This window comes from Helicobacter cetorum MIT 00-7128 (genome assembly GCF_000259255.1).
Lineage (GTDB): Bacteria > Campylobacterota > Campylobacteria > Campylobacterales > Helicobacteraceae > Helicobacter > Helicobacter cetorum_B.
This window is the reverse complement of record NC_017737.1, coordinates 1,343,500-1,366,036: the sequence shown is the minus strand read 5'-3', so window position 1 is coordinate 1,366,036 and position 22,537 is coordinate 1,343,500. Positions and strand designations below refer to the sequence as shown.

The window sequence follows — 22,537 nt, the reverse complement described above, 5'->3', positions numbered from 1 at the left end:
AAAATAATGCCATAACGAGATGTGAAAAATAACTAGCCATTTAAAAAATAGTTAAAAATTACTTTTTAATTAATATAAGATAGATTATTGAGAAAATATTTTTTGATATAGGCTTTCATGTGATATAGCTTTGTGTTTTTGTAAAAAACATTTCATTGTTGAAAAAATAAAAAGCAAGTAAAATTAGGGGAGAATAGAGATTTAAAAGCTCCTTGATGCGCTAGGTTTAGCAAGTAGCTTATTTGGTTTTTGAGTAATTGAAAGGCTAATTTTGATTGTAAGATTTATTGACTCTATTCTACAAATGAGCCAAAAGACATGAGTTTTTGATAGCGCTTTTCAAGAAAATGAGGGTCTTGCTGAATGGAGTGTAAGCTATCTAAGAAATATTCTTTAATGGTGTTGGCAGCTAGAAGTTTATCTCTATGAGCTCCCTTGCTAGGCTCTAAAATCACATCATCAATTAGCCCTGCCTCTTTTAAATCAGTGGGGGTAATTTTCATTGCTTTGATAGCCACTTCGGTTTTACTAGGGTCATTCCATAAAATTGCCGCACAACCCTCAGGAGAAATCACGCTAAAAATTGAATATTGCATCATGGCTAGTCTGTCAGCCACTGCAATGGCTAGTGCACCACCACTGCCACCCTCGCCAATAATTACAGAAATCGTAGGGACTTTTAAATTAGAAAATTCTTGTAAGTTTTTTGCAATAGCCTCGCTCTGTCCTCTTTCTTCTGCGCCAAGTCCGGGATATGCACCCGCAGTGTCTACAAGCATAAGAATAGGTAGGTTAAACTTTTCAGCAAATTTTGCCATTTTCAAAGCTTTACGATAGCCCTCAGGGTTTGGCATGCCAAAATTTCTTGAAAGCTTGTTTTTAGTGCCTCGCCCTTTTTCTTCGCCAATAACTACGGCTGGAATATTATCAATTTTACCAATAAAGCAAACAATAGCCTTATCATCAGCATAATGCCTATCGCCAAAGATTTCATATTTATCTTTTAAGATTAGGTCAATATAATCCATGGCATAGGGTCTATCGGGGTGTCTTGCGAGTTGGAGTTTTTGAAAATCGCTAAGATTAGAGTAAATGGCTTTAACTTCTTTATCTAGTCGTGCCTCCAAGATTTCCTTAGCATCCTCATCGCCCCTAATGAGCGCTAGTTCAATCTCGTTTTGAATTTCTTTGATATGATTTTCAAAGTCTAAATAAACTGCCATTTATAAAATCCTAATCTATAAGCGTTTGGTGTTAGGCTTTTTTGAAAATCACAACACCGTTGGTGCCACCAAAACCAAATGAGTTACTCATAACTGCTGATACTTGCTTTTCTCTAGCCACATTTGGAATATAATCTAGGTCGCACTCTGGGTCTGGAGTCTCTTGATTGATTGTAGGGGGTAAAATCCCTTTATTCATTGCCATAATAGCAATAACAGCCTCTAAAGCACCCGCTGCACCTAAGCAATGTCCAATTTGTCCTTTTGTGGAGCTAACCGGCGGAACTTTATCTTTGCCACCAAAGACATTGCGTAGAGCAATAGTTTCGTATAGGTCGTTATAATAAGTGCTAGTTCCATGCGCATTCACATAGCCTACTTCTACTTGAGCCATTTCTAATGCCATTTTCATAGCTCTGAAAGCGCCTTCGCCCTCTGGTGCTGGCGCAGTGATATGATTAGCATCGCCACTTTCACCATATCCGGCAAACTCGGCATAAATTTTAGCGCCTCGTTTTTTAGCGCTCTCATATTCTTCAAGCACTAATGCTCCAGCACCCTCACCCATAACAAATCCGTTACGCTCTTTATCAAAAGGTCTTGAGGCTCTAGTAGGCTCTTCATTTCGTGTAGAAAGAGCTCTAATACTAGCAAATCCACCAATACCAACAGGACAGATAGTAGATTCTGCGCCTACTACAAGCATTCTGTCAGCCCCACCAAGTAGAATGGTTTTTACAGCCTCAATAATGGCATGAGTTCCGGCTGCACAAGCAGTTACACTAGAAAGATTGGGTCCTTTAATGCCAAATTCAATAGAAGTAAAACCACCAATCATATTCACTAACGCAGAAGTAATGAAGAAAGGATTAACCTTTCTAGGACCCTTTTCAAAACAATAGATAGAGTTAGCCTCAATATTGCCTAACCCACCAATACCAGAGCCAGAGCTTACGCCCATGCGATTAGCTAATTCTTCGGGGCATTTATTTTGAGCGTCTAAAATACCACTATCTTTCATAGCTTCTCTTGTAGCTTTCAAGGCTAATTGTATGAAACGCCCTGCTTTCTTCACATCTCTAGGATTCATCACCTCTGTAGGGTCAAAGTTAGTGATTTCTCCAGCAATACACACGGGAAATGCACTCGCATCAAAGCTTTCTATAGTTTTAATACCGCATTCTCCCTTGATAATGGCTGAAAACGAATCTTCCTTGTTTAATCCTAGCGAATTGATCATTCCCATTCCAGTTACTACAATCCGACGCACAAATAGCTCCTCACTTCAAAACTTAAATTATAAAAAAACTAGATTTTTAATAAACAAGGCTTGGAGATTTAAAATCTCCAAGCGCAACTAAAGTATGTTATGCTAGTTTATTGCTCTCAATATACTTCACAACATCGCCAACATTAACGATTTTTTCTGCTTGCTCATCAGGAATTTCAATGCCAAATTTTTCTTCTAGAGCCATAATCAATTCTACAACATCTAAAGAATCTGCACCTAAATCCTTAACAAACTCTGCCTCTTCAGTAACTTGCGCTGCATCTACATTCAATTGCTCAGTAATTACTGCTTGAATATCTTCAAATAAAGCCATTTTAAAACTCCTCAATTAAAAAATATTATCTTAAATAAAAACTTATATTTGCCTAAGCAAAAAACTATACGATTAGATGTTTTAGGGCTATTATTTATGCTCTAAAACATCTAAAATCCTGTATAACAAATAAATCACGATGAGAAAAAGTATTAAGTAAATAATCCCCATTTGACGAAACCTCTTTGTATTTCAGAATAATAATAAACAACATAATGATAGCATGGTTTTTGTTACTTACCAAACAATATCATTAAAAAGCTGTCCCAAAGGACTACATATAAAGCCCACCATTAACCTTAAGTGTCTCTCCGGTAATATAACTAGATAAATCACTTAAAAGAAACGCTACTGCTCCTGCCACTTCTTTAGCAGACCCTAGTCTATTGAGGGGAATATTTTTAACATAATCCGCTTTAAGGTCATCTTTTAAATTGGCATTCATATCGGTTTCTATAAAGCCCGGTGTTACACAATTGAAACGAATATTTCTCAAAGCCCCTTCATAGGCAAAAGATTTACTCATAGCAATCATACCGCCCTTACTTGCAGAGTAGTTGGTTTGTCCCATGTTGCCTCTTTCGCCAATAATAGAAGCGATATTGACCACACTTCCAAAACGGCTCTTGCTCATAGCTTTTAAGGCCTCTCTACAACCAATAAAGGCTGAAGTCAAGTTATTTTCAATCACATGATGAAAATCTTCTGTCTTCATTTTGATAGCTAATTTGTCTCTTACAATACCCGCATTATTGACTAAGTAAGATAAAGCTCCATCGCTTTCAATAATAGTGTGTATCGCTTCAGCAAAATCAGTTTCAGAAGTTGCGTCAAACTTAATAACAGCTGCTTGATACCCTTGAGATTCAATCTCAGCTTTTAAAGCGTCTGCTACTTCAGCATTACTGCGATAGTTTATCCATACTTTTAGCCCCATAGAGGCGAGTGTCCTAGCAATCTCTGCTCCAATGCCTTTGGAGGCTCCGGTAATGAGAACATTTTTTCCTGTGAATTGCATTACTCAATAATCCTTCAAAATTTAATCCCTAGCCCTTGATTAAACAAGGAGCATTAGGCTTGTCAAACTTATAGTCTTGACTCATAGCGTCTTAACATATAAAGGCGCTTTAAGATTTTTTTCTTAGCACTGATTTTTTGCTTTTTGCGCTTTTCAGTTTTAGATTCAAAGAATCTTCTTGCACGACACTCAGTTACAACCAAGTTGCGGTCAGTTTGCTTTTTGAATCTTCTGTAAGCCTCATCAAAAGCATCAGCATCTCTTACTTTAATTCCGGGCACTTAATATCACCTCTTTTCTATGGCTTAAGTTATTGTGTATTCTACAATCGCCACAAACGAAGTGGCATTATATAAGACTAAGGGGGATATTGTCAATAAAACAATAATTTTTAATATTTATTTTGTTGGAAAACATACTGAAAAACTCATTTTTTTCTAGCAATGATATTAATAAGGTTATAGGGGTCTAAAGCCACAGTCATATAGACTTGATAAGATTGTGTCCAAGGCGTATTGCTTCTAAAGCCCTCATGCATAGAATTAAGCACAAAATTGACTTTAACTGAGGCAAAGCTATTTTTCCAATTATAGTATAAATCAAAACGATTATACATGTTAGCTTGAAAGAATGGCACACCACGATAAATTGGGGTAGGGCAATAAGATGGTGTGCAATATAAATCAATATCTTTGTATTGGTTATAGTAGGGCATTTCTGGTGTTTGAGCAAAATAGAATAGATTATGCACTCCAAAACCCTTAAATTGCATTTCTACATCTACTTGTCCGCCCACACTATTAGTGAATGGCACATTTTTTTCTTTATTGCGTAATCTAGAGGCCTCAGAGACCATGCCAAAACGAGCGTTGAGTTTATCCATAAAGGGTGCAAGCTCAAGCAAATTGCTCTCTACATAAGCATTATAATAAAATCTATCTAAAAGATATATAGCGCTACTATTAATGGCTTTTTGGGTGTTGAAAGTAGAGCCATCAGCCCCATTTAAAAGGTATTTATCTTCGTTATGAAACAATACAAAATTCCCTCCAAGTCCAAGATAGCCTTTGAAGAAATGATAATCTACAGAACCATTCATTTGAAATCTATCCATAGCGTTGCCATAAGGGTTTCTTCCAAATTTACAATTTGTATAGCAATTACCCCCAAACCAATCTAGCATAAATTCCGCATGCCCATAATAAGACTTTAAGGGGGAATAGTGGTCTTGATATTGCAATAAAAACCCTCTAGCATTTGGGTCTATAAACCAATAGTAGGGGGAGAAGATGTTTAAACCATAACTTCCTAATTGATTTTTTCTAGGAAAAATCCCTGCATAAAAGCTAAAGTGCTTGCCCCTAGCTTTATAATACATTGTTGGCCCCCAAGAAGAAGGGAAATTGGTGCTGTAATTATGGAAGTTTTGAAAAAAATACGCTCCTACAATGAGGCTTTGCTCGCCATATTTGGTGTTGAATTGTATGCCAAATTCAGGCGTGAGGCGACTTTTTAGAGTGGTATTAGTATTGACCCAATAAGGTGTCATGCCCTCATGGTCCATAATAAACATATTGAACCCTAAATTATATTTAAAAATACTCCAATCAAACGCATAGACATTTGCTACAAGCAAGGACAATAAAGATATTTTTTTAAACAAAGCTGTTTTTAGCATGGATTACCACCGTTATTTTTGAGATTAAAAGATTAAATGTGGGGTGAATGGGAATATTTTACCATAGTTATGCTTTGAATATAAATTAAAAAATAAGTTGTTTTAGTTTTGGTGAAAAATTGTGTTTAATTTATGTTAGAATAATTGTTACTATATAACTTAAACAAGGAGATAATATGGATTCTACAAATAAAAACATGAGACCGGGTCGTAAGCGTGTTTCTATAGATGAGTTAAAAAGAAACTTTTCGGTTACTTTCTATTTATCTAGGGAAGAGCATAATATTTTAAAAGAATTAGCTACTGAAGAGGCAGAGAGCGTTAACTCATTTGTTAAGCGCCATATTTTAAAGACTATTATTTATAAGAAGAGCTAATTTAGCTCAAAACTCGCAAGCTTTTATTGTCTTGCGAGTTTTATTATTTAAGAACAACATCTACTAGAACAATTTTTATCCTTAATTCCTAAAGACGAACGATTCATTAAGCAAAATCCCTTACCCTCTAAGTAGCGTTTGGCATCAAATCCCGCTACAATCAATCCTCCAGCAAACAATGCTAAATCTTTGACAACCAATCTTCCAGCTCCAGATAACCATGGGAAATGTTGATTAACAAAGACTTCAGGCGTAGTGAATAAAAAAGATAAGGTCGTGATAGTCATTCCAGCAACTAGCAGTCCCCCAATTACTCCAGCTAAAGGCATCCAAAGTCCTAAAAATACTAAAACGCCTAAAGTGATAATTGTAATGCCAAGTATTTCAGAAACCAAATAAGTGCGATTTTCTTTATGCCATTCTTTATTTTCAATAATTTTGGAATCATCTTGTAATTCTTCTTTCATAGATTGGCTTTCAGACATTTTATGTTCTTTGTATTCGGGTTTGTCAAATTTATACATAAAAGAAAAGAAAGGGGAGTTAGCCACAAAAGGTGCGATTCCTTCAGCCTCATAGGCGACAAATTTAAGCCCACCAATCCAAACAAAAATAATAAAAATAGCTATGTGCATTAAATAGCCACCTAAATTTTGAAGCTTTACAAGCGCCTCTAAAAATGTTTTGAGTATTTGCATGTATCAAAAATCCTTTAAAAATATTTTTAATCGCTAAAGATAGCGATTAAATGATAGCATGTCTAATACCAAATTGAAAACAAGTTTTTTCATTATGGCAACAAGAGGTTGGGCTCTGTAACACTCATGCCAATATAACACACCTTTCCTTTGTAAAAAATCTGCTTATCTTTTAAGGATAAATTTAAGCGTTCTTGACTTGTTGGGATTAAGGTGGCACTAGAATTTAGGTGATAATTCAAATGCGCTATAACAAAAACAGCCCCCATGCCTGTCCCACAAGCTAAAGTAATATTTTCAACCCCTCGTTCATAAGTGTGTAGAAAAATAGTTTTTTCATCTTTTATATAAGCAATATTTACATTAGCATTAAATAAATGGCGTAAGGCTTTTAAATCATTTAAATCTAAAGAATCTAAATAAGTTTTTTCTTTGACAAATCCCACTAAATGAGGCACACCTGTATCAATTAAATGCCAAGTAGCGATTTCTTTTAAGAAACTTTTCAAAGTGGCTTGTTTAGCTATTTGTAGTTGGGATATATTCTCTAAGATTTGAAAATGCCCTAAATTGCTTTCTACAATGTTTGGCTCTTCTATACTGATAGAAATTTCTCTTTTTCCAGCTAAAAAGGTATGGTTTTTTGGTGCTAATTGATACTTATAAGCATGTAATCCTACGCAACGACTCGCATTCCCACACATACTAGCCCTAGAACCATCAGAATTATAAAAATCCCATGCATAAGGGTAATGAGTATGGGGTAATAACACCACTAATCCATCAGCACCAAACCCTTCATGTCTATGGCATATTTGCTTAGCCAAGAGTGAAAAATCTTGTTCTTTAAAAGCGTGCGTGATTAAAAAATCATTTCCGCTACCTGAATATTTATAAAACACCATGTGCAATAAGACCTCTTTTGATTAAATTATTATCTAAAAACAAAGGTTTTTAGCTAACATTTTACTAATTTAAGTTTAAGATATAGGGGTGAATTTTGAAAGCGCAGTATTTTTTCTGGATTCTTTTTGGAACCGGATTTTATTGGATGGTATATCTGTATCAAGATTTTTTGATGGATGCCTTGATTGCTGGGCTTTTGTGCGTGGGGCTTTTTCAAGTTAAGGTATTTTTGAATCGCCGTTTTTCCAATGCTTTAAGCTCGCTTATTTGTGTGCTGACTTTAGCAAGCGTGTTAGTTGTCCCATTATATTTTATTGCTTATAGAAGTTCAAACTTTATTTTTGAAATCAATTTTAATAATCTTTCAGATTTGGTGAGTTGGTTTAAAGTGGCAGTGCCAGAAAAGCTATCAAATTTTCCCACGCTTAGTGAGGGGGTTAGAAAACTTTTAGAAAATATTAGCGCCTCTTCTATTACAGGCTCTTTGCTAAAGGTAAGTAGCTATATTGGAAAATACAGCTTAAAACTTATTAGCGATACAGCATTTGTGTTAGGGTTACTATTTTTCTTTTTTTACTATAGCGAGCGTTTTTATCATTATTTCTTGGGGGTATTGCCTTTTGAATCTAAACAAAGTGAAGGGATTTTTCAAGAAGTGGCTGGAATTTTGCGTATTGTGCTTTTAACTTCTATGATTACGGTATTTTTAGAGGGGCTTGCTTTTGGCGCTATGATTGTTTGGTTTGGGCATGATGGATTATTTTTAGGAATTTTATATGGCTTGGCATCTTTAGTGCCTGTTGTAGGGGGGGCGTTAATTTGGGTGCCGGTGGTGGTGTTTGAACTCTATCATGGGCATACTAATGGCGCTATTTTTATTGCGTTGTATTCTATAGTTCTTATTGGGGGGTTAATTGATAGTGTGATTAAACCTATTTTAATTGTTTTTATCAAACAAAGGTTGTTTAAGACCACGCTTAAAATTAATGAAATGCTAATTTTTTTCTCTATGATTGCTGGTATTTCGCAATTTGGCTTTTGGGGTATTGCTGTAGGGCCTACAATTACAGCATTTTTTATCGCTTTGTTGCGATTGTATGAAAGCTATTTTTCTAAAAATAGGGAGTTATGCGAGTGCTAAGAATGCTGTTGTTGGCGTATCTTAGCATAAGTGCAATGCTTACATAGTGGCTCAATGGCTTGATTTTTTAGAAAATGTGTTTTAATGGCTAGGGCTTTTTTACTCTCTAAAATTGCTTGTAGAGGGGTTATATGAATGTTGCCAAGATTAATACTCGCATTAGTGTCCATGCAACATGGCACTACAATTCCATTGGCTAAAATAGCGATTTGTTCTATTAAGCCATAGCAATAAGGGGCATTAGATTGTTGTTGGCTACTAGCTATGGGAGTGGTTTGAAGATTTGGCCATTCAAAAGTTTGTTGGATATTTAAAAAACTTTTTTTAAACAAGCGCACTCTTTTATGTGTTTGCAAATATTCAAAAGACATAGGATTAAAAGCCTTTAAAAAGGGCTCAATAAAACTAAAGTGTTCTTTTAAAGTAGCGCTTTGAATGCGTAAATTCAAAAAAACTTCACTATTCTTTTCAAATTTATAATGACAAAATTCTAAAATACGCTTAATATAGCACTCTTTATTGAGCTTGTTTTGTGAATCTAGCCCTGCATCTAAAGAAATTGAGATTTGCCAAATTATTTCGTGCAAGAGCAAGGAAAAATCATTTAAATACACACCACTTGTAACCAAATCTACTTTGAGATTGAAGTTTTTAGCAATGTCTAAATAAAGCTTTAAATCTTTTAGCTTGCAAGGGTCTCCTAAAACATGTAAAGTGATTTTATTGGTTAGGGGAGAAACTTGCTTGCAAGCGTTTTGAAATAGCTCCAAGCTCATTATCCCTCGTTGGTTTTTGGGGTTAGGACAAAAACTGCACTTTAAGGCACAAATATCGCTTAATTCTATATAGACTTTTTTAAAACGAATTGAAAATTCCTTTTAGACATTAAAGCGAAAATGTAATACATCGCCATCTTGCACGATATAATCCTTACCTTCAATGCGTAACGCACCCTTTTCTTTAGCACCTAATTCACCCTTATAGGTGATAAAATCTTCATAAGCGATAGTTTCGGCTCTAATAAAGCCTTTTTCAAAATCTTTATGAATCACTCCAGCAGCACTTGGTGCGCTAGAACCCTTTTTAATCGTCCAAGAGCGCACTTCTTTAACACCAGCTGTAAAATAGCTAATTAAGCCTAGCTCTTTAAAGCTTAAACGAATAGTTTTTTCTAATCCGCTTTCATTAACGCCTAAACTTTGCAAAAATTCTTTAACTTCCATTTCGTCCATTGAGACCATTTCTTCTTCTAATTTGGCACAAAGGGCAACAAACTCGCAATTTTGAGCTTTCGCATGAGATTCTACCTTAAGGGCATGTTCATTTAGAGTGCTTAGATTTTCTTCATTGACATTGGCAACATAAATCATTTTTTTATTGGATAAAAAGCGTAACTCTTTATCTAAATCCAAAAAGATTTCACTATCTTTCTTGGCAAAGCTTTTGGCAGGCTTTAATTCTTCTAAATGTGTTTTTAAAGCAAGCGCACATTCTAAAATATTCTTAGCGTCTTTGGAGCTTTTAAGAGATTTTTGTAAGCGCTCAATCCTTTTATCCAAAGTGGCAATATCTGCTAAAATCAGCTCTAATTCAATGGTTTCTATATCATTTAGAGGGTCAATCTTATCATTGACATGGGTAATATTGCCATCTTCAAAGCAACGCACCACATGTAAAATCACTTCGCATTCTTTAATGTTAGCTAAAAATTGATTGCCTAAGCCCTCACCTTTACTAGCTCCCTTAATGAGTCCTGCAATATCCACAAATTCTACAACTGAATATAAAATACGCTCAGGATTAATAATTTTAGCAAGCTCATCTAAGCGAGGGTCAGGAACATTGACTATCGCTTTATTAGGCTCAATAGTGCAAAAAGGATAGTTCGCACTCTGAGCGTTTTGCGTTTTTGTGAGTGCGTTAAAAGCGCTAGACTTACCTACATTAGGTAAGCCTACAATTCCTACAGAAAGCCCCATTCTATGCCTTTTTTAACAAATCTTGCACGAACGCTACACATGCTCTAATGCCAGCTCCACTAGCCCCAAAGCTATTAATATCCCATTCTTTTTCTACATAAGCAGGCCCTGCAATATCAATGTGTAACCATTTATCCTTGTATTCCTCACGCACAAATTCGCTTAAGAATAATCCAGCCGTTAATGCACCACCATAGCGTGAAGTAGAAATATTGCACACATCAGCAATCTTACTCTCAATAAGCTTAGCTAAATGGCGATTAAAGGGGAGTTTGGCTAAGAGTTCGCCTGATTCTAATCCGGCTGTTTCAAACGCACTTTTTAATGCCTCATCATGTCCCATAACTGCAGAAGTAAATTCGCCAAGCCCTACCACACAAGCTCCTGTTAGAGTAGCAAAATCTACCAACACATCAGGGTTTAAATCTTGTGCATAGCTCAAACAATCAGCTAAAACTAAGCGCCCTTCAGCATCGGTATTACGCACTTCAATGCTTTTACCCTCTTTAGAAACTAGAATATCATCGGGTTTATAGGCATCTTTGCCAATCATATTTTCCGTAGCACCAATAATGCCATGCACTTCTGCATCTACTTTAAGCTTAGCTAGAGCGTTTAAAATACCAATAACCGCACAACCGCCACTCTTATCAGCCTTCATAGTAACCATATAATCAGCTGGCTTTAAACTCAAACCACCGCAATCATAGGTTAGACCCTTGCCAACAAGCACGATTTTTTTTGTAGCATTTTTAGGCTTATAGGCTAAATGAATTAAGCGTGGTGGGTTGCTAGAAAGAGATGCTTTATTAACGGCTAGAAAAGCATTCATTTTCTTTTCTTCTAAAAATTTCTCATCGTGAGCATGAAATTCTAAATGGTTTTCTTTAGCAACTTTTTCTGCCACTTCAGCCATATAAATGGGAGTAGCAATCATAGGGGGTGTATTGATTAAATCCTTAGCTAAATTCATGCTCTCAGTTAAGATATTAGCATAGTCTAAAGCACTCTTAGCAACTTCGTGCAAGGTTTTAGAACATGCTTTTTCACAAGGAGTATGCAAATCTAGGGCAACAACAACTTCTTTGAGTGCCACTTCTTTTTTCTTAGATTTATAGGTATCATATTCATACATACCTAGTTTTAAACCCAAGAAAAGTGCTTTGAGATTTTCTAGAAGAGCCTTGTCTTCAGTATAGGGTTTATGACAATTATAAACACCTACTTTTGCGTTTTTAAAAGGGAGTTTTTTAAGGGCTCTAATGGCTTGAAAACTAGCCTCTCGTAACAAATGGGTATCATTCTCTTTAACGCCTACATATAAAATTTTATTTTGTTGGTCTAAGAATGTGCCTTCACCCTCATAATCAAAAGCTTTTAAGACTTCCTTATTTTTTACCCAAGCATGCTCAAGGTCTTTATTGAAAATAAAAACTAAGCTCACATCGGCGTGTGCTTGCTCAAATGTTGTGGATTCTAATTTAATGTGTAACATTGAATAACCTTTCTTTAAATTTTAAACAAATATTATAAAACATTTTACTTGTCTTTTTTGCTGTAGTATTGAAAATACCATGCTACTAAGCCCAAAAAAGACGCTAAGAGCAATAATAGCATATAAGGGTGCTCTTTTAGCCAACCTAAAGATTGTAATAATGCCTCTCCTAAATGCCAAGCTAGAACAATGGTAATTGATGCCCATATCATGGCACTGATTAAGTTGATGATAGCAAATCTTAAAGCACTATAGCGTGTTAGCCCTATACTAATAGGAATAATTGTGCGCATGCCATACATGTAGCGTTGGATAAAGATGATAAACCACCCATATTTTTGCAATAATAAATGCGCCAAGGCTAATTTGCGCCGTTGTTTTTCTAGCTTTTTTTGGATATAGGTTTTATTGGTGCGTCCAATATAAAAATAGATTTGGTCTCCCACAAAACCTCCAAGCCCTGCAACTAGAATAGCCAATCCTAAGTGCATATGCCCTGTATAGCTTGCAATGCCAGCTAGAATAAGTCCAATTTCACCCTCTAAAATACTCCAACCAAATAAGATGAGATAGCCCCAAGTAGATGCATGCTGATTCCATAAGCTAATAATATATTCTTCCATGTTTTCCCTAACACTCTAACACGCAAAAAGTTTTGACTTGCTCATCTATGAGTTTAATACCAGATAATTCTTTAAGCCCTATTAAAAAACAAGCCTCAGCACATATGGCTTGCAAAGATTTGATAAGCTTAAGGCTTGCTAGGGCGGTGCCTCCTGTTGCAATCAAATCATCTATAAGTAACACTCTAGCCCCTTTAATACCCCTAAAAGCGTCTGTATGAATTTCCATGCTATCTGTGCCATATTCAAGAGCATAGGTTTGAGAAATGATTTTGCTAGGCAATTTACCCTTTTTTCTAATAGGGACAAATCCTACACCAAGCGCATAGGCTAGAGCAGAGCCTAGAATAAAGCCTCTTGCCTCAATGCCTACTACAAAATCAATAGGCATGTTTTCATAGCGTTTTTTAAGCTTATCAATAAGCTCTTTAAATAACTTATGGTGGTTGATAAGAGTGGTTATATCTTTAAATAAGATGCCTTTTTTAGGATAATCTTTTATCTCTCTAATGTGTTGTAAAAGTTCTTTTTTAAATGCTTCATTCATGGTAAATCCTATCCTCTAATATCTTTTTTATTGCATTATAGCGTTTTTTAAAGAAGGGCTTCTATTTTTTGCTCTAGCTCCTTAATGCGGTTTTTGTATTTATCTGATTCACTCTTATATTGAGTGTTACGCTGTTTGAGTGTTTTTAACTCTGTTTTTAAGGAGCTCATTTCTTGAGTAAGAATATCAATGTTGCCTAATGCTCTTTGAAGTTGTAATTGGTGTTTTTGGATTAAAATTTCTGCTTCTTGTAAAGTGAGTTTCATAGAGGCAGTGGTGCGTTCTTGGCGCTTAGCAACGGTTTTGAAAAAGAAAGTGCGCACTCCCATATAAATGACTAAAACAATTGCAATAGTAAATAAAAGCCATTCAGAAAACATCTTTAATTGCTATTCCTTAGAAGATATTATTGAGAGATTTTAGCACAATTCTTTTATTCTTTTTAATTTTGGTCTATTTTTTGAATGCGTCCTAAGTGGCGTCCGCCTTCAAATTCAGTAGAAAAGAAAGTTTCTAAAATGCTTTCTATAACGCCTAAACCACTAATTCTTTCGCCCAAACACAACACATTAGCATTATTATGTAAGCGAGTCATTTTAGCCATATACATATCAGTGCAAAGGGCTGCTCTAATGCCTTTAAAACGATTGGCTGTCATGCTCATGCCTATTCCTGTAGCACACACTAAGATACCAAAATTATGCTCATTATAGAGAGTTTTTTCACAAACTATTTTGGCATAATCAGGATAATCAGCCCGCTCTTTAGCTAAAAAAGCATGCACTTTAAAACCTCTCTTTTCTAGGAATTGCTTAATAAAATTTGCAAGCTGATAACCTGCATGGTCGCTTCCAATAAAAATTTCATTGATATTTAGAGGGGTAGCTAGGGTATTCATAAAAATCCTTGTTGATAAAATTAGAGTGTATTATTAAACCTTTTATAAAGATAATAATAAAGAGAATAAAAATCGTGTGGGTGCATGGATAAAAAATTCTGATAAAGGTGGGATAAATAAAAATAAGAAAACAATTAACATAGAGTAGCGCTCCATTTTAGAAAACCATTCTAATAAGCTTGGAATTTTAAAATGTAGAGCTAGAAAACCAAGCGCTTTTGAGCCATCTAAGGGTGGGATAGGGATACTATTAAAAATTCCTAAGACAATATTATATAGTATTGACTGAATCAAAAAAGTTGTTAGAATCAATTGCCAAAGCTCTAAATTTTCAAGCCTTAAATCAGTAATACCAAAACTTTGAAAAACAAAATGAGCTATTATGGCAAAGATAATAGCCAAAAGAAAATTGTATGCCACACCAGCTAAACTCACGATTACGCAAGCTAGAGCACCCTTTCTTGCAATGATGTAGCGTATATCTATAGGAACAGGCTTTGCCCAACCAAATAAAAAAGGTGCTTGAAAAATCAATAAAATAGCAGGCAAGAGCACTGAACCCATCATATCCAAGTGCCTAATAGGGTTTAAACTTAGGCGTTTGGCATTTTTGGCAGTAGTATCGCCAAATAATAAGGCGCTATAGCCATGCATGATTTCATGTCCAATAATTGCAAGAAGTAAAGCAAGGATTTTAACTATAGTTAAAATAATGCTTTCTATTGAAAAGTCCCCTAATGGCATAAAAAATCTTAATGAAGTGGTGTTGTTGATGGTTTTTGTTGTTTTTCTTTAAGAGCTTTTTCTATGTCATCTATTGTTTTAAACATACGCTCCCAACGCACCAAGTAGCGCTTTTTAGGATTGTTTTCGGCATCAACTTCTAAGCTATTTTTTAGATTAAGGCTAAAATAAATCAGCCATGGTGAGCCGACAACATTCTTATAAGGGATACTTCCCCAAAAGCGTGAATCGCTAGAATTGTCCCTATTATCACCTATCATAAAAAATTCGTTAGGATTGATTTTTTTATAGAAAACGCTTTCGCCCTCTATCTGTATAAGTTGCATGCTTAAATTAGCACCTCCACCTTGATTGGCAAGCTGTGCCATAACTTCAAAGGTTTCATTGTTCTTTTGGTAATGAATGCCTAAATGTTTAATGGCATAGGGGTTTAATACAAAGGTTTTTCCCATAAACTCTTTAGTCTTAGCATTAGGAAAATGCTTGGCGATATAATTTGTATCATTATCACTTTCAAAAGGGTGTAAGTAAAGTCCCTCTTGTGTGAAAAGCACTTCATCGCCCCCAATAGCAAAATTTCTTTTAACATAATAAGACTTTTTTTCATGAGGGGGGATAAAGACAACAATTTCGCCACGCTTAGGGTGTTTGCCCTCAATTAAATGCCCATTATTCTTAAAATCAGGCATTATGGGGAGCTCAATCCATGGGATTTTTGGAATGGGGATTCCATAAGCAAATTTTTTAACAAAAAGCATATCACCCTCATAAAGAGTGCCAACCATAGAGCGAGAGGGGATAATAAAGGCTTGTGCAATAAAGAATACCACTAATAATACAATAACAATCGTGCCAACCCAACTAGAGCAAAATTGATAAAAAGAGCGTAAAAACTTCATAATAGTCATTAATCCTTTTGTTGTTTTTGAAAAGCTAAAAGAGTATTTTCTAAAAGAGAAATAATGGTCATAGGACCTACACCTTTAGGAACAGGTGTGATAAAGCTTGCCTTTTGCTTGACATTTTCAAAATCCACATCGCCTACAATTTTTCCATTATCTAAGCGATTGATGCCTATATCTATAACTATCACTCCACTTTTGAGCATGTCTGCTGTGATGAGATTAGGCTTACCTACGCCCACACATACAATATCAGCATTTTTAGTATAAAAAGAAATATCTTTGGTTAAGATATGACACACGCTAATAGTTGCTCCAGCATTAAGCATGAGCATGCTTAAGGGTTTGCCTATAATATTGCTCGCACCAATAATAGCGACATCTTTGCCTTTAACATCAATATGATAATGCTCTAAAAGGCGCATAACTCCCATAGGTGTTGCGCTCAAAAAAGCCTCTTTTTGCACACAAACCTTGCCCACATTAAGAGGGTGAAAGCCATCAACATCTTTTTTGGGGTCAATAGCCTCTAAAATTTTTTTAGAATCAATATGTTTGGGTAAGGGTAATTGAACCAAAATCCCTGAAATATCTTTATTAGCATTAAAGTTTGCAATAAGATTTAAAAGCTCTTCTTGAGTGATAGTATCTTTTAAATTTTGCAAATCAAAATCTATGCCAACTCTTTGACATGCTTTGACTTTCATATTGACATAAGTAACGCTTGCTGGGTCTTTGCCCACTAAAATAACGGCTAATTTAGGGCGTTTATTAGAATTTGAAACAATACTATGGATTTCATGTTTTAGGTTTTCTTCTATAGAGCAAGCTAATGCTTGTCCATCTAGCAAAACACAGCCCTTGTCTGCCATATTGGCTATCCTTTAAATACAATTAAAATTAAAATCGCCTTATTTTAGCAAAAATTATTCTATTAGCCAAAATTTACTTGCAAGCATTATGCAAGATTTCAGCCCTAATGGCTAGGATTTCTTCAGCACTTTGCTCTAAGGTATTAAATGAAATGCTATAGGAACTAGGAGATTTTTTATAAACTAAATCATAATATTTTGTCGTTAGGATTTCAGCAATTTTTTCTAAATCTCTATGCTCCCAAAGGTTTTTTAAATCTTGAAAAATAGCCCTAGTGGTATAGGGTTTAATGGTGTTTAGCGCTTTATTAAAAACATCATCTCTTAACTGAGAGTACATGCTAACCAAGCGCTTAATGCGTGATTCTAAGGGAGCGTTAACAAAAATGGTATAAGGGGAATTTTGATACGCATTAAAAAGGGGACTAGGGATAACTAGACCTCCAAGGGCTTTTGGCTCTTTTTCTATCATTAAAAGAGGCTCATCTTTTTTTAATTTGATTTCATTATACAAGAGATTTTCAAACATCTTTTGAGTGGGGCGTTTAGCGTTTGTGGGGTTACCAAAGCTAGAGCCATAGTGTTTGGCTAGATTTTCTAAATCAATGCTAAAAGAAGAAAAATATTCAATAAGCTCTGTTTTGCCACAACCTGTTAAGCCATCTAATACAATTAATGGCTTGTTGAATGGCTTTTTTAGCTCATTTAAAACTAAGTTGCGGTAGGTTTTATAGCCCCCTTCAAGCTTTTGGACTTGAAAGCCAATCTCTTTTAGAATAATGCCAAGAGCAGAACTTCGCTTACCCCCTCTAGCACAATAAACTAAAATTTTGTTTTTGTGCTTTAGGGGAGTGTTTTTGTCATTGAGACTATTTTGTAAATAGTGTGCGATATTTTGGCATGCTAGGCTTGAGCCTAAAATTTTTGCTTTTAAGGGGGATTCTTGTTTGTAAATTGTGCCAATAAGCGCATGCTCTTCATCATTAAAAACAGCAAAATTTAGAGCATTAGGGATATGAGATTCTTCAAATTCCTTTGGGGTTCTTGCGTCTAAAAAAACATCAAAATTTTCTAAATTCTGTGTGGTTTGCATAATTATTATGGCTTTTTAGGGATAAGTGGTTGCTCATAGAGTAAATACCAGCTAAGAGCTGTTAGATACTCTAGCTGTTGATAGAGTTTGGGGGCTGTTATTTTATCCTCTTCTAATGCTTTAGAATTATTTAGATAGCGAAAGCCAAAAGTTGGGTTGTAAAAGTAACGATTTGTTGCAATGGCTTCAAAGCCTAGGGCGTAATTAGGGTGGTTTGGTGGAGTTGTAATGTTATTAGAAAACAAGGGCTTTCCAAAACTCACAAACTTAAAATCTTTAGGGGCGACTAATTCCATAATGGTTGGGGCAATATCTAAATGCGAACCCACTTCACTAATCATTTTAGGTTTTAGAGTAGGGGCATAGAGAATAAGTGGCACTGATTTAGTCATATAAAGGTCGTTTTTAGCATATTCATAACTTCTATCAAAATGGTCTCCTGTGATAATAAAAAGCGAGTTAGGGAATTTTTGACTAGCTTTTTTAATGAAATCTACCACCACCTTATCATACCAATAGATATGCCCTAAGAAATTAGCATCAGGCAAGTTATCAGTTTTAGGGGTTTGTTTTACAAAATTTTCTATTTTTTCTGTTGGCACATTAAAGGCTTTAAGATTCACATTTCTTGTTACATGGTTGCTTAAGGTCATTATCATGCTAAAGGTTTTTTCATTAGAGTTTGTATTGTCTATAATATAATCAAATAGTATATTATCATGCACACCCCAATTACTTTCTATAGGTTTTGGATAGGGCTTATTTTTAGCATATTCTAAAAGATGCGTGTTAAAATAGAGCGCATCAAAACCTTGTTTTTTGGTAAAACTATCTAGCTTATTCCAAATCCCACTACCCGCATAATAAAAATTGTTTTTAAAGCCTAAAGCTTTCATTTGATTGCCAATAGCCATAGGGAAGCTAGGTATAGCAACCCCAGAGTTTACTAGATTATTATCATTAATATAGGGTAAGCCCGTAATTTGCGCATCCAGGCTTTTAACGGTTCTAGGGGCGCTCTCAATAAAAGTAGGGAGCAAAAACCCATGCTCACTTTTAGCTAAATTTTGTAAGGCACTTGTTAAACCTAGACTATCAAATTTCTTATCAAAATGCCATGAGCTTAGAGATTCTGAAATAATATAAAAAACATGTTCAATTTTTTGATTAGATGTGTTGTGGCTTGTTTGAGCAAGCAAATCATAGAGATTATAGGGAGGGGCTTTTTGGATATTAAAATATTTTTGCACCACTTCTATTAAGGGGGTTTTAGTAAAATTACTTAATTTAAGATTATGACTACGCCTATAATTACGCACCACTAGATAAAAACTGCGAAAGGCTCCGGGTGTAATTTTGCGTAAGAATGGGTCTCTAACAGGCTCTAAGTGAAAATCTAAGCTCGCTCCCACAAAACTAAATTGTGCGTTAATGTATAACATCTGCGTGAGTGAAAAAAGAATGAATAGAATAAAGGTTTTAAGAGGTTTGGTTTGATTACAGCTTAAAGAAGAATACCAAGAAATCGGTTTGACAAAAAGGGTTTTTTGAAGTCTAAGATAGGTTAGTGAAATGAGAATTGAAAGTATTATAAAAATAATAAAACTAGAGATAATAGGATACTCGCCGCTTAATCCCATGCTTAAAAGCGTGAGTTTATCTTCAAACAATACTTCTAGCAAATTTTCATCAAAGACATTGCCATAAATGCCATAATAAACAACATTAGCAATGTTAAAGAATAAAATAACAGCAACACAAAAACAAGCAAAAAAGTTAAGCATTTTGTTTTGAAGTTTAGCGTTTAATAGTCCAAAAAGTCCTACTATCATAAAGATAATTGCCATAGCTGCTACCACACGATTATCGTATTTGCCCCCATCTAGCACTACTTTGATAATATCACTTAAAGTGGCATTTTCTATGGCTTGCTTATAATAACCTGTATAGAGGATAAAAACAATGCGATTAAGAACAAATAACAAACTCATAAAAAAGGTAAAATAAAAACCTTTTAAAAAGAGTTTGGATAGTGGCTGTAGTAAAGTTTTCATAAGCGCTATTATAGCCTTTTTCTAAAATTATATAAAGCATTAAAGCTTGTAAAAATAAATAAGGGTAAATCAAATAAAGTATCTAAGATTTGAAAATAATTAAGATAGGGCAATAAGGCACTAGCAAGAGAGAGTAAGCTTAAAAATCCTAGAAAAGCATTATTTAAAAATAAACAAATACAAAAAATCCCTGCAAATACTATTGACATGTAGAAGTGATGATAAATGGAAAAAGGCAAGAAACCTAAAATATCAACCAATAGCAAAAGGCTAAAAATAATCATTATAAGATTAGAATAAAAGTCTTTTAGGGGAGGGGTTTTTAAAAGATTCAAAGAAAAAGCTATGTAGGAAAGGGCTAAAAGAATGCTTAATATACTTAAAGAAGATGTAAAGCTTAATATCCATTGATTAAGTGATAAATGATAAATAATAGGGATATTAGTTATTAAAAGAATTAAAAGAGAACAAATGATTTTAACTATAAAAGATTTGTTTTTAAATATAAAAAGCAAGCCAGCAAGCCATAGCAATGAAAAAGAAAACGCAAAAATCATGGTTGTAAACTTAAAAGGGAATTGAGATAGGCTAAGTTAAAACGAATGTGGCGAATTGTTTGGCGGTTATAAGTATAAGTAATATCAATAAAATTATTATCAATCAGTGAGCTTGGGTAGCTTACTTCATCTGCTTTGTCTAAAACGCTTAAAGTATGAAAGGTGTTATCATTTTTTAATTGCGAGATAAGCAATTTTTGACGGCGCAAAGAAAGGTTATCGGGATTATGAATCAAATAAAGCGTGTTATTGAGATTGAGTAAATTTAAGGAATCATCTAAATTTTTGAGATTGGTTGGCAAAAGAGATTGCCATTTGGTGGGGGATAGACAAGTTTGTAGCATTAAAGCATTTGAAAAATGATGATTCCTAAAAGCCATAATGGCACACTTTTTATAAGGCGTGATTGAGGGCTGAAGTTGGGCATGAAGTAGGTTTGGGCGAAAAAGCTCTGTGGGATTAGCTTGAAAATCAAATTTGAGCAATAAGGGATATTGACTAGCTAATTCATGGTATAAGGGTAAGATAAAACCGCCATCATCAGTATTTAAAGGTTTGGTGCGCACCAAATGACTTAAATTTAAAAAAGGGCTTAAATGAAGGCTTCTAACTAATTTAAAGGGCTTGTGAATAGAAGGGCTTTCAAGCTGATAGATTTTTGAAGTTGCCCATCCACCCATGCTAACTCCCACTACAAAGAGCAAGATTTTATTTTGATGCCAAAAAAGTAGGGGATTTCCTAGTTTCTTAATGTATTCATGAGCGCTTTTTGAAAGAGTTTCTCTAGTCAAAAGAATAAAAGCCTCGCTCCATTTTTTAGTGTTAGGGTTATAGATATTAGCGTTGATTTGCACATCTTTAGCCCCCTCTCTAGTCCCACTAAAATATGCTACTAAGAGTGTTTTATTAGGCAAGCTAATAAGAGAGCTTGCATGCACCATAGGCGCATTTTTAGGCTTTGGTATATCAAGTTTTGAAAAAAAGGGCTTATTATGAGTAAGTAGGGGTTTATTAGGATTAAAGGTATAGTTAGGGTGTTGGTGTTTATTGATAATAAAAGTTAGAACACTTAAAAGCGCTAATAAAAACGCCAGATTTTTAAGTGTTAAAAGATTTCTTGAATGTTCCAAGAAAGCGTTTCGCCCCCTCTTAAGATAGCAATTTGTTCTTTATGGCAATTGGTGTGTGTTGGCACTTCAAAAGATTTTTTAGAAAGAATGACTTGCTTTTTAGGTAAATTTTCTAAATTATAGATAGCTTTAGCGTTATCACTTACAAAGGCTTGCAATTTTTCTAAAGCGTTATGTTTTTCAAAAAGCTCGCATAATGCAGGTAGTAAAATAGGGGCTGAGAAAATTCCAGCTGGAATGTTATCGCTATGTTTTTTAGAAACAAAATGCGGAGCACTATCTGAGCCAAAAGAAACTTTTTTATGAGCTTTTAAGGCAAGGGATAATAAAGCGTCTTGGTCTTCTTTGGTTTTAATTAAAGGCTTACAAAAACAATGCGGGTTGAGTGCTTGAGATAATAAATCATCTAAGGTCATGCTAATGTGGTGCAAAGTTAGAGTGGCATAGAGATTATTGTATTTTTCAAGCAAAGAAATACTGCGCCTATCACTTAAATGTTCTAAAATAATTTTAAGCTGTGGAAAAGTTGTTGCAAAAATCTCTATAGCCTTATGGCACAAAAATTCTTTATCCAAGCAAAAGCCTTCTTGTTCTGCATGGATACATAGAATAAAGCCTAATTTTTGAGCGTTTTCTAAAATCTCTAAGGTTTTTTCACTCAATAAATTAGAAGTGCCATTTTGAGCGTTTGTAGTCATGCCTTTAGGATAGAGTTTTAAAAGTTTAATACCTTGTTTTTTGGCTAGTTGTAATTCTTCTAAGGTCAAATCATCATTAAAATATAGGCTCATTAAGGGCTTGAAATTGGAAGAATTTTTTAAAATCTCTTTTTTATAATCAAGCGTGATTTGCGTATTAATTAGAGGCTTACTGAGATTAGGCATAATCACTGCTGAACTAAAAGGTATAGAAGAGTAGGGAAGAACCGATTTTAGAATTTCCCCCTCACGCACATGTAAGTGTGCGTCTATTGGGTCATGTAAAGTCAAGCGCAAGAT

At 34.8% G+C, this 22,537-nt stretch carries 24 protein-coding genes; 2 read left to right on the top strand and 22 right to left on the bottom strand.

What is annotated here, in order from left to right; genetic code table 11:
- Nucleotides 1-293: 293 nt before the first annotated feature.
- The 6 genes from accA to HCW_RS06315 all read right to left on the bottom strand — a co-directional run bounded on the left by accA (nucleotide 294) and on the right by HCW_RS06315 (nucleotide 5,523).
- Nucleotides 294-1,223: an acetyl-CoA carboxylase carboxyl transferase subunit alpha gene (accA, locus tag HCW_RS06340; RefSeq protein WP_014661398.1), complete on the bottom strand. Its 930-nt coding sequence runs from the start codon at nucleotides 1,221-1,223 to the stop codon at nucleotides 294-296.
- Between the two features lie 31 nt (nucleotides 1,224-1,254).
- On the bottom strand, nucleotides 1,255-2,493 hold the full coding sequence (locus HCW_RS06335) for a beta-ketoacyl-ACP synthase II (protein ID WP_014661397.1): 1,239 nt from the start codon (nucleotides 2,491-2,493) through the stop codon (nucleotides 1,255-1,257).
- Between the two features lie 97 nt (nucleotides 2,494-2,590).
- The gene (acpP, locus tag HCW_RS06330) at nucleotides 2,591-2,827 is read right to left on the bottom strand and encodes an acyl carrier protein (RefSeq protein WP_014661396.1); all 237 of its coding nucleotides are present in this window, start codon (nucleotides 2,825-2,827) and stop codon (nucleotides 2,591-2,593) included.
- Between the two features lie 274 nt (nucleotides 2,828-3,101).
- On the bottom strand, nucleotides 3,102-3,845 hold the full coding sequence (gene fabG, locus HCW_RS06325; protein ID WP_014661395.1) for a 3-oxoacyl-ACP reductase FabG: 744 nt from the start codon (nucleotides 3,843-3,845) through the stop codon (nucleotides 3,102-3,104).
- A 68-nt stretch (nucleotides 3,846-3,913) separates the two neighbouring features.
- Nucleotides 3,914-4,126: a 30S ribosomal protein S21 gene (gene rpsU / locus HCW_RS06320; protein WP_014661394.1), complete on the bottom strand. Its 213-nt coding sequence runs from the start codon at nucleotides 4,124-4,126 to the stop codon at nucleotides 3,914-3,916.
- Nucleotides 4,127-4,272: 146 nt separating this feature from the next.
- Nucleotides 4,273-5,523 carry a hypothetical protein gene (locus tag HCW_RS06315; protein WP_014661393.1) on the bottom strand — a complete coding sequence of 417 codons (1,251 nt, stop codon included), beginning with the start codon at nucleotides 5,521-5,523 and terminating at the stop codon, nucleotides 4,273-4,275.
- Nucleotides 5,524-5,699: 176 nt separating this feature from the next.
- Between HCW_RS06315 and HCW_RS06310 the strand changes: the two genes are divergently transcribed.
- Nucleotides 5,700-5,900, top strand: a complete 201-nt coding sequence (locus HCW_RS06310; protein WP_014661392.1) for a ribbon-helix-helix domain-containing protein — start codon at nucleotides 5,700-5,702, stop codon at nucleotides 5,898-5,900.
- Between the two features lie 47 nt (nucleotides 5,901-5,947).
- Here HCW_RS06310 and HCW_RS06305 read toward each other — a convergent pair whose 3' ends face one another.
- Nucleotides 5,948-6,598, bottom strand: a complete 651-nt coding sequence (locus HCW_RS06305; protein WP_014661391.1) for a YkgB family protein — start codon at nucleotides 6,596-6,598, stop codon at nucleotides 5,948-5,950.
- Between the two features lie 92 nt (nucleotides 6,599-6,690).
- Complete coding sequence (gene dapF / locus HCW_RS06300) at nucleotides 6,691-7,503, bottom strand: diaminopimelate epimerase (protein ID WP_043902666.1); 813 nt, start codon at nucleotides 7,501-7,503, stop codon at nucleotides 6,691-6,693.
- 95 nt (nucleotides 7,504-7,598) lie between these two features.
- On the opposite strand from dapF, the gene HCW_RS06295 reads away from it, so the two are divergent.
- On the top strand, nucleotides 7,599-8,645 hold the full coding sequence (locus HCW_RS06295) for an AI-2E family transporter (RefSeq protein WP_014661389.1): 1,047 nt from the start codon (nucleotides 7,599-7,601) through the stop codon (nucleotides 8,643-8,645).
- On the opposite strand, the gene HCW_RS06290 is transcribed toward HCW_RS06295, so the two are convergent.
- The 14 genes from HCW_RS06290 to pyrC form a co-directional block, all read right to left on the bottom strand.
- Nucleotides 8,642-9,511 carry a radical SAM/SPASM domain-containing protein gene (locus HCW_RS06290; protein ID WP_231283057.1) on the bottom strand — a complete coding sequence of 290 codons (870 nt, stop codon included), beginning with the start codon at nucleotides 9,509-9,511 and terminating at the stop codon, nucleotides 8,642-8,644. The genes HCW_RS06295 and HCW_RS06290 overlap by 4 nt on opposite strands.
- A gap of 12 nt (nucleotides 9,512-9,523) precedes the next feature.
- Complete coding sequence (ychF, locus tag HCW_RS06285) at nucleotides 9,524-10,624, bottom strand: redox-regulated ATPase YchF (protein WP_014661387.1); 1,101 nt, start codon at nucleotides 10,622-10,624, stop codon at nucleotides 9,524-9,526.
- 1 nt (nucleotide 10,625) lies between these two features.
- On the bottom strand, nucleotides 10,626-12,119 hold the full coding sequence (locus HCW_RS06280) for a leucyl aminopeptidase (RefSeq protein ID WP_014661386.1): 1,494 nt from the start codon (nucleotides 12,117-12,119) through the stop codon (nucleotides 10,626-10,628).
- A 44-nt stretch (nucleotides 12,120-12,163) separates the two neighbouring features.
- A complete protein-coding gene (locus tag HCW_RS06275; protein ID WP_014661385.1) occupies nucleotides 12,164-12,742 on the bottom strand; it encodes a DedA family protein in 579 nt (192 codons plus the stop codon).
- A 7-nt stretch (nucleotides 12,743-12,749) separates the two neighbouring features.
- On the bottom strand, nucleotides 12,750-13,289 hold the full coding sequence (gene apt / locus HCW_RS06270; RefSeq protein ID WP_014661384.1) for an adenine phosphoribosyltransferase: 540 nt from the start codon (nucleotides 13,287-13,289) through the stop codon (nucleotides 12,750-12,752).
- A 47-nt stretch (nucleotides 13,290-13,336) separates the two neighbouring features.
- Nucleotides 13,337-13,669 carry a membrane protein gene (locus HCW_RS06265; protein WP_014661383.1) on the bottom strand — a complete coding sequence of 111 codons (333 nt, stop codon included), beginning with the start codon at nucleotides 13,667-13,669 and terminating at the stop codon, nucleotides 13,337-13,339.
- Nucleotides 13,670-13,731: 62 nt separating this feature from the next.
- The gene (gene rpiB, locus HCW_RS06260) at nucleotides 13,732-14,187 is read right to left on the bottom strand and encodes a ribose 5-phosphate isomerase B (RefSeq protein WP_014661382.1); all 456 of its coding nucleotides are present in this window, start codon (nucleotides 14,185-14,187) and stop codon (nucleotides 13,732-13,734) included.
- 42 nt (nucleotides 14,188-14,229) lie between these two features.
- The gene (locus HCW_RS06255; protein ID WP_014661381.1) at nucleotides 14,230-14,931 is read right to left on the bottom strand and encodes a site-2 protease family protein; all 702 of its coding nucleotides are present in this window, start codon (nucleotides 14,929-14,931) and stop codon (nucleotides 14,230-14,232) included.
- 8 nt (nucleotides 14,932-14,939) lie between these two features.
- Nucleotides 14,940-15,830: a signal peptidase I gene (gene lepB / locus HCW_RS06250; protein ID WP_043902814.1), complete on the bottom strand. Its 891-nt coding sequence runs from the start codon at nucleotides 15,828-15,830 to the stop codon at nucleotides 14,940-14,942.
- Between the two features lie 8 nt (nucleotides 15,831-15,838).
- Nucleotides 15,839-16,705, bottom strand: coding sequence for a bifunctional methylenetetrahydrofolate dehydrogenase/methenyltetrahydrofolate cyclohydrolase FolD (folD, locus tag HCW_RS06245; protein WP_014661379.1), 867 nt, complete (start codon nucleotides 16,703-16,705; stop codon nucleotides 15,839-15,841).
- Nucleotides 16,706-16,778: 73 nt separating this feature from the next.
- Nucleotides 16,779-17,798 (bottom strand): tRNA 2-selenouridine(34) synthase MnmH, encoded by a 1,020-nt coding sequence (gene mnmH, locus HCW_RS06240; RefSeq protein ID WP_014661378.1) that lies wholly within the window; start codon nucleotides 17,796-17,798, stop codon nucleotides 16,779-16,781.
- Nucleotides 17,799-17,803: 5 nt separating this feature from the next.
- Nucleotides 17,804-19,852, bottom strand: coding sequence for an LTA synthase family protein (locus HCW_RS06235; protein ID WP_014661377.1), 2,049 nt, complete (start codon nucleotides 19,850-19,852; stop codon nucleotides 17,804-17,806).
- Between the two features lie 553 nt (nucleotides 19,853-20,405).
- Nucleotides 20,406-21,539, bottom strand: a complete 1,134-nt coding sequence (locus HCW_RS06225) for an exo-alpha-sialidase (protein WP_014661375.1) — start codon at nucleotides 21,537-21,539, stop codon at nucleotides 20,406-20,408.
- On the bottom strand, nucleotides 21,515-22,534 hold the full coding sequence (gene pyrC, locus HCW_RS06220; protein ID WP_014661374.1) for a dihydroorotase: 1,020 nt from the start codon (nucleotides 22,532-22,534) through the stop codon (nucleotides 21,515-21,517). Before pyrC ends, HCW_RS06225 begins: the two co-directional genes overlap by 25 nt.
- Nucleotides 22,535-22,537: the final 3 nt, after the last annotated feature.

Coding starts and splice junctions, on each gene's coding strand:
- accA (WP_014661398.1), bottom strand. CDS start 1,223: ATGGCAGTTTATTTAGACTTTGAAAATCATATCAAAGAAATTCAAAAC.
- acpP (WP_014661396.1), bottom strand. CDS start 2,827: ATGGCTTTATTTGAAGATATTCAAGCAGTAATTACTGAGCAATTGAAT.
- fabG (WP_014661395.1), bottom strand. CDS start 3,845: ATGCAATTCACAGGAAAAAATGTTCTCATTACCGGAGCCTCCAAAGGC.
- HCW_RS06315 (WP_014661393.1), bottom strand. CDS start 5,523: ATGCTAAAAACAGCTTTGTTTAAAAAAATATCTTTATTGTCCTTGCTT.
- HCW_RS06310 (WP_014661392.1), top strand. CDS start 5,700: ATGGATTCTACAAATAAAAACATGAGACCGGGTCGTAAGCGTGTTTCT.
- HCW_RS06305 (WP_014661391.1), bottom strand. CDS start 6,598: ATGCAAATACTCAAAACATTTTTAGAGGCGCTTGTAAAGCTTCAAAAT.
- dapF (WP_043902666.1), bottom strand. CDS start 7,503: ATGGTGTTTTATAAATATTCAGGTAGCGGAAATGATTTTTTAATCACG.
- ychF (WP_014661387.1), bottom strand. CDS start 10,624: ATGGGGCTTTCTGTAGGAATTGTAGGCTTACCTAATGTAGGTAAGTCT.
- HCW_RS06280 (WP_014661386.1), bottom strand. CDS start 12,119: ATGTTACACATTAAATTAGAATCCACAACATTTGAGCAAGCACACGCC.
- HCW_RS06275 (WP_014661385.1), bottom strand. CDS start 12,742: ATGGAAGAATATATTATTAGCTTATGGAATCAGCATGCATCTACTTGG.
- apt (WP_014661384.1), bottom strand. CDS start 13,289: ATGAATGAAGCATTTAAAAAAGAACTTTTACAACACATTAGAGAGATA.
- HCW_RS06265 (WP_014661383.1), bottom strand. CDS start 13,669: ATGTTTTCTGAATGGCTTTTATTTACTATTGCAATTGTTTTAGTCATT.
- rpiB (WP_014661382.1), bottom strand. CDS start 14,187: ATGAATACCCTAGCTACCCCTCTAAATATCAATGAAATTTTTATTGGA.
- HCW_RS06255 (WP_014661381.1), bottom strand. CDS start 14,931: ATGCCATTAGGGGACTTTTCAATAGAAAGCATTATTTTAACTATAGTT.
- lepB (WP_043902814.1), bottom strand. CDS start 15,830: ATGAAGTTTTTACGCTCTTTTTATCAATTTTGCTCTAGTTGGGTTGGC.
- folD (WP_014661379.1), bottom strand. CDS start 16,705: ATGGCAGACAAGGGCTGTGTTTTGCTAGATGGACAAGCATTAGCTTGC.
- mnmH (WP_014661378.1), bottom strand. CDS start 17,798: ATGCAAACCACACAGAATTTAGAAAATTTTGATGTTTTTTTAGACGCA.
- HCW_RS06235 (WP_014661377.1), bottom strand. CDS start 19,852: ATGAAAACTTTACTACAGCCACTATCCAAACTCTTTTTAAAAGGTTTT.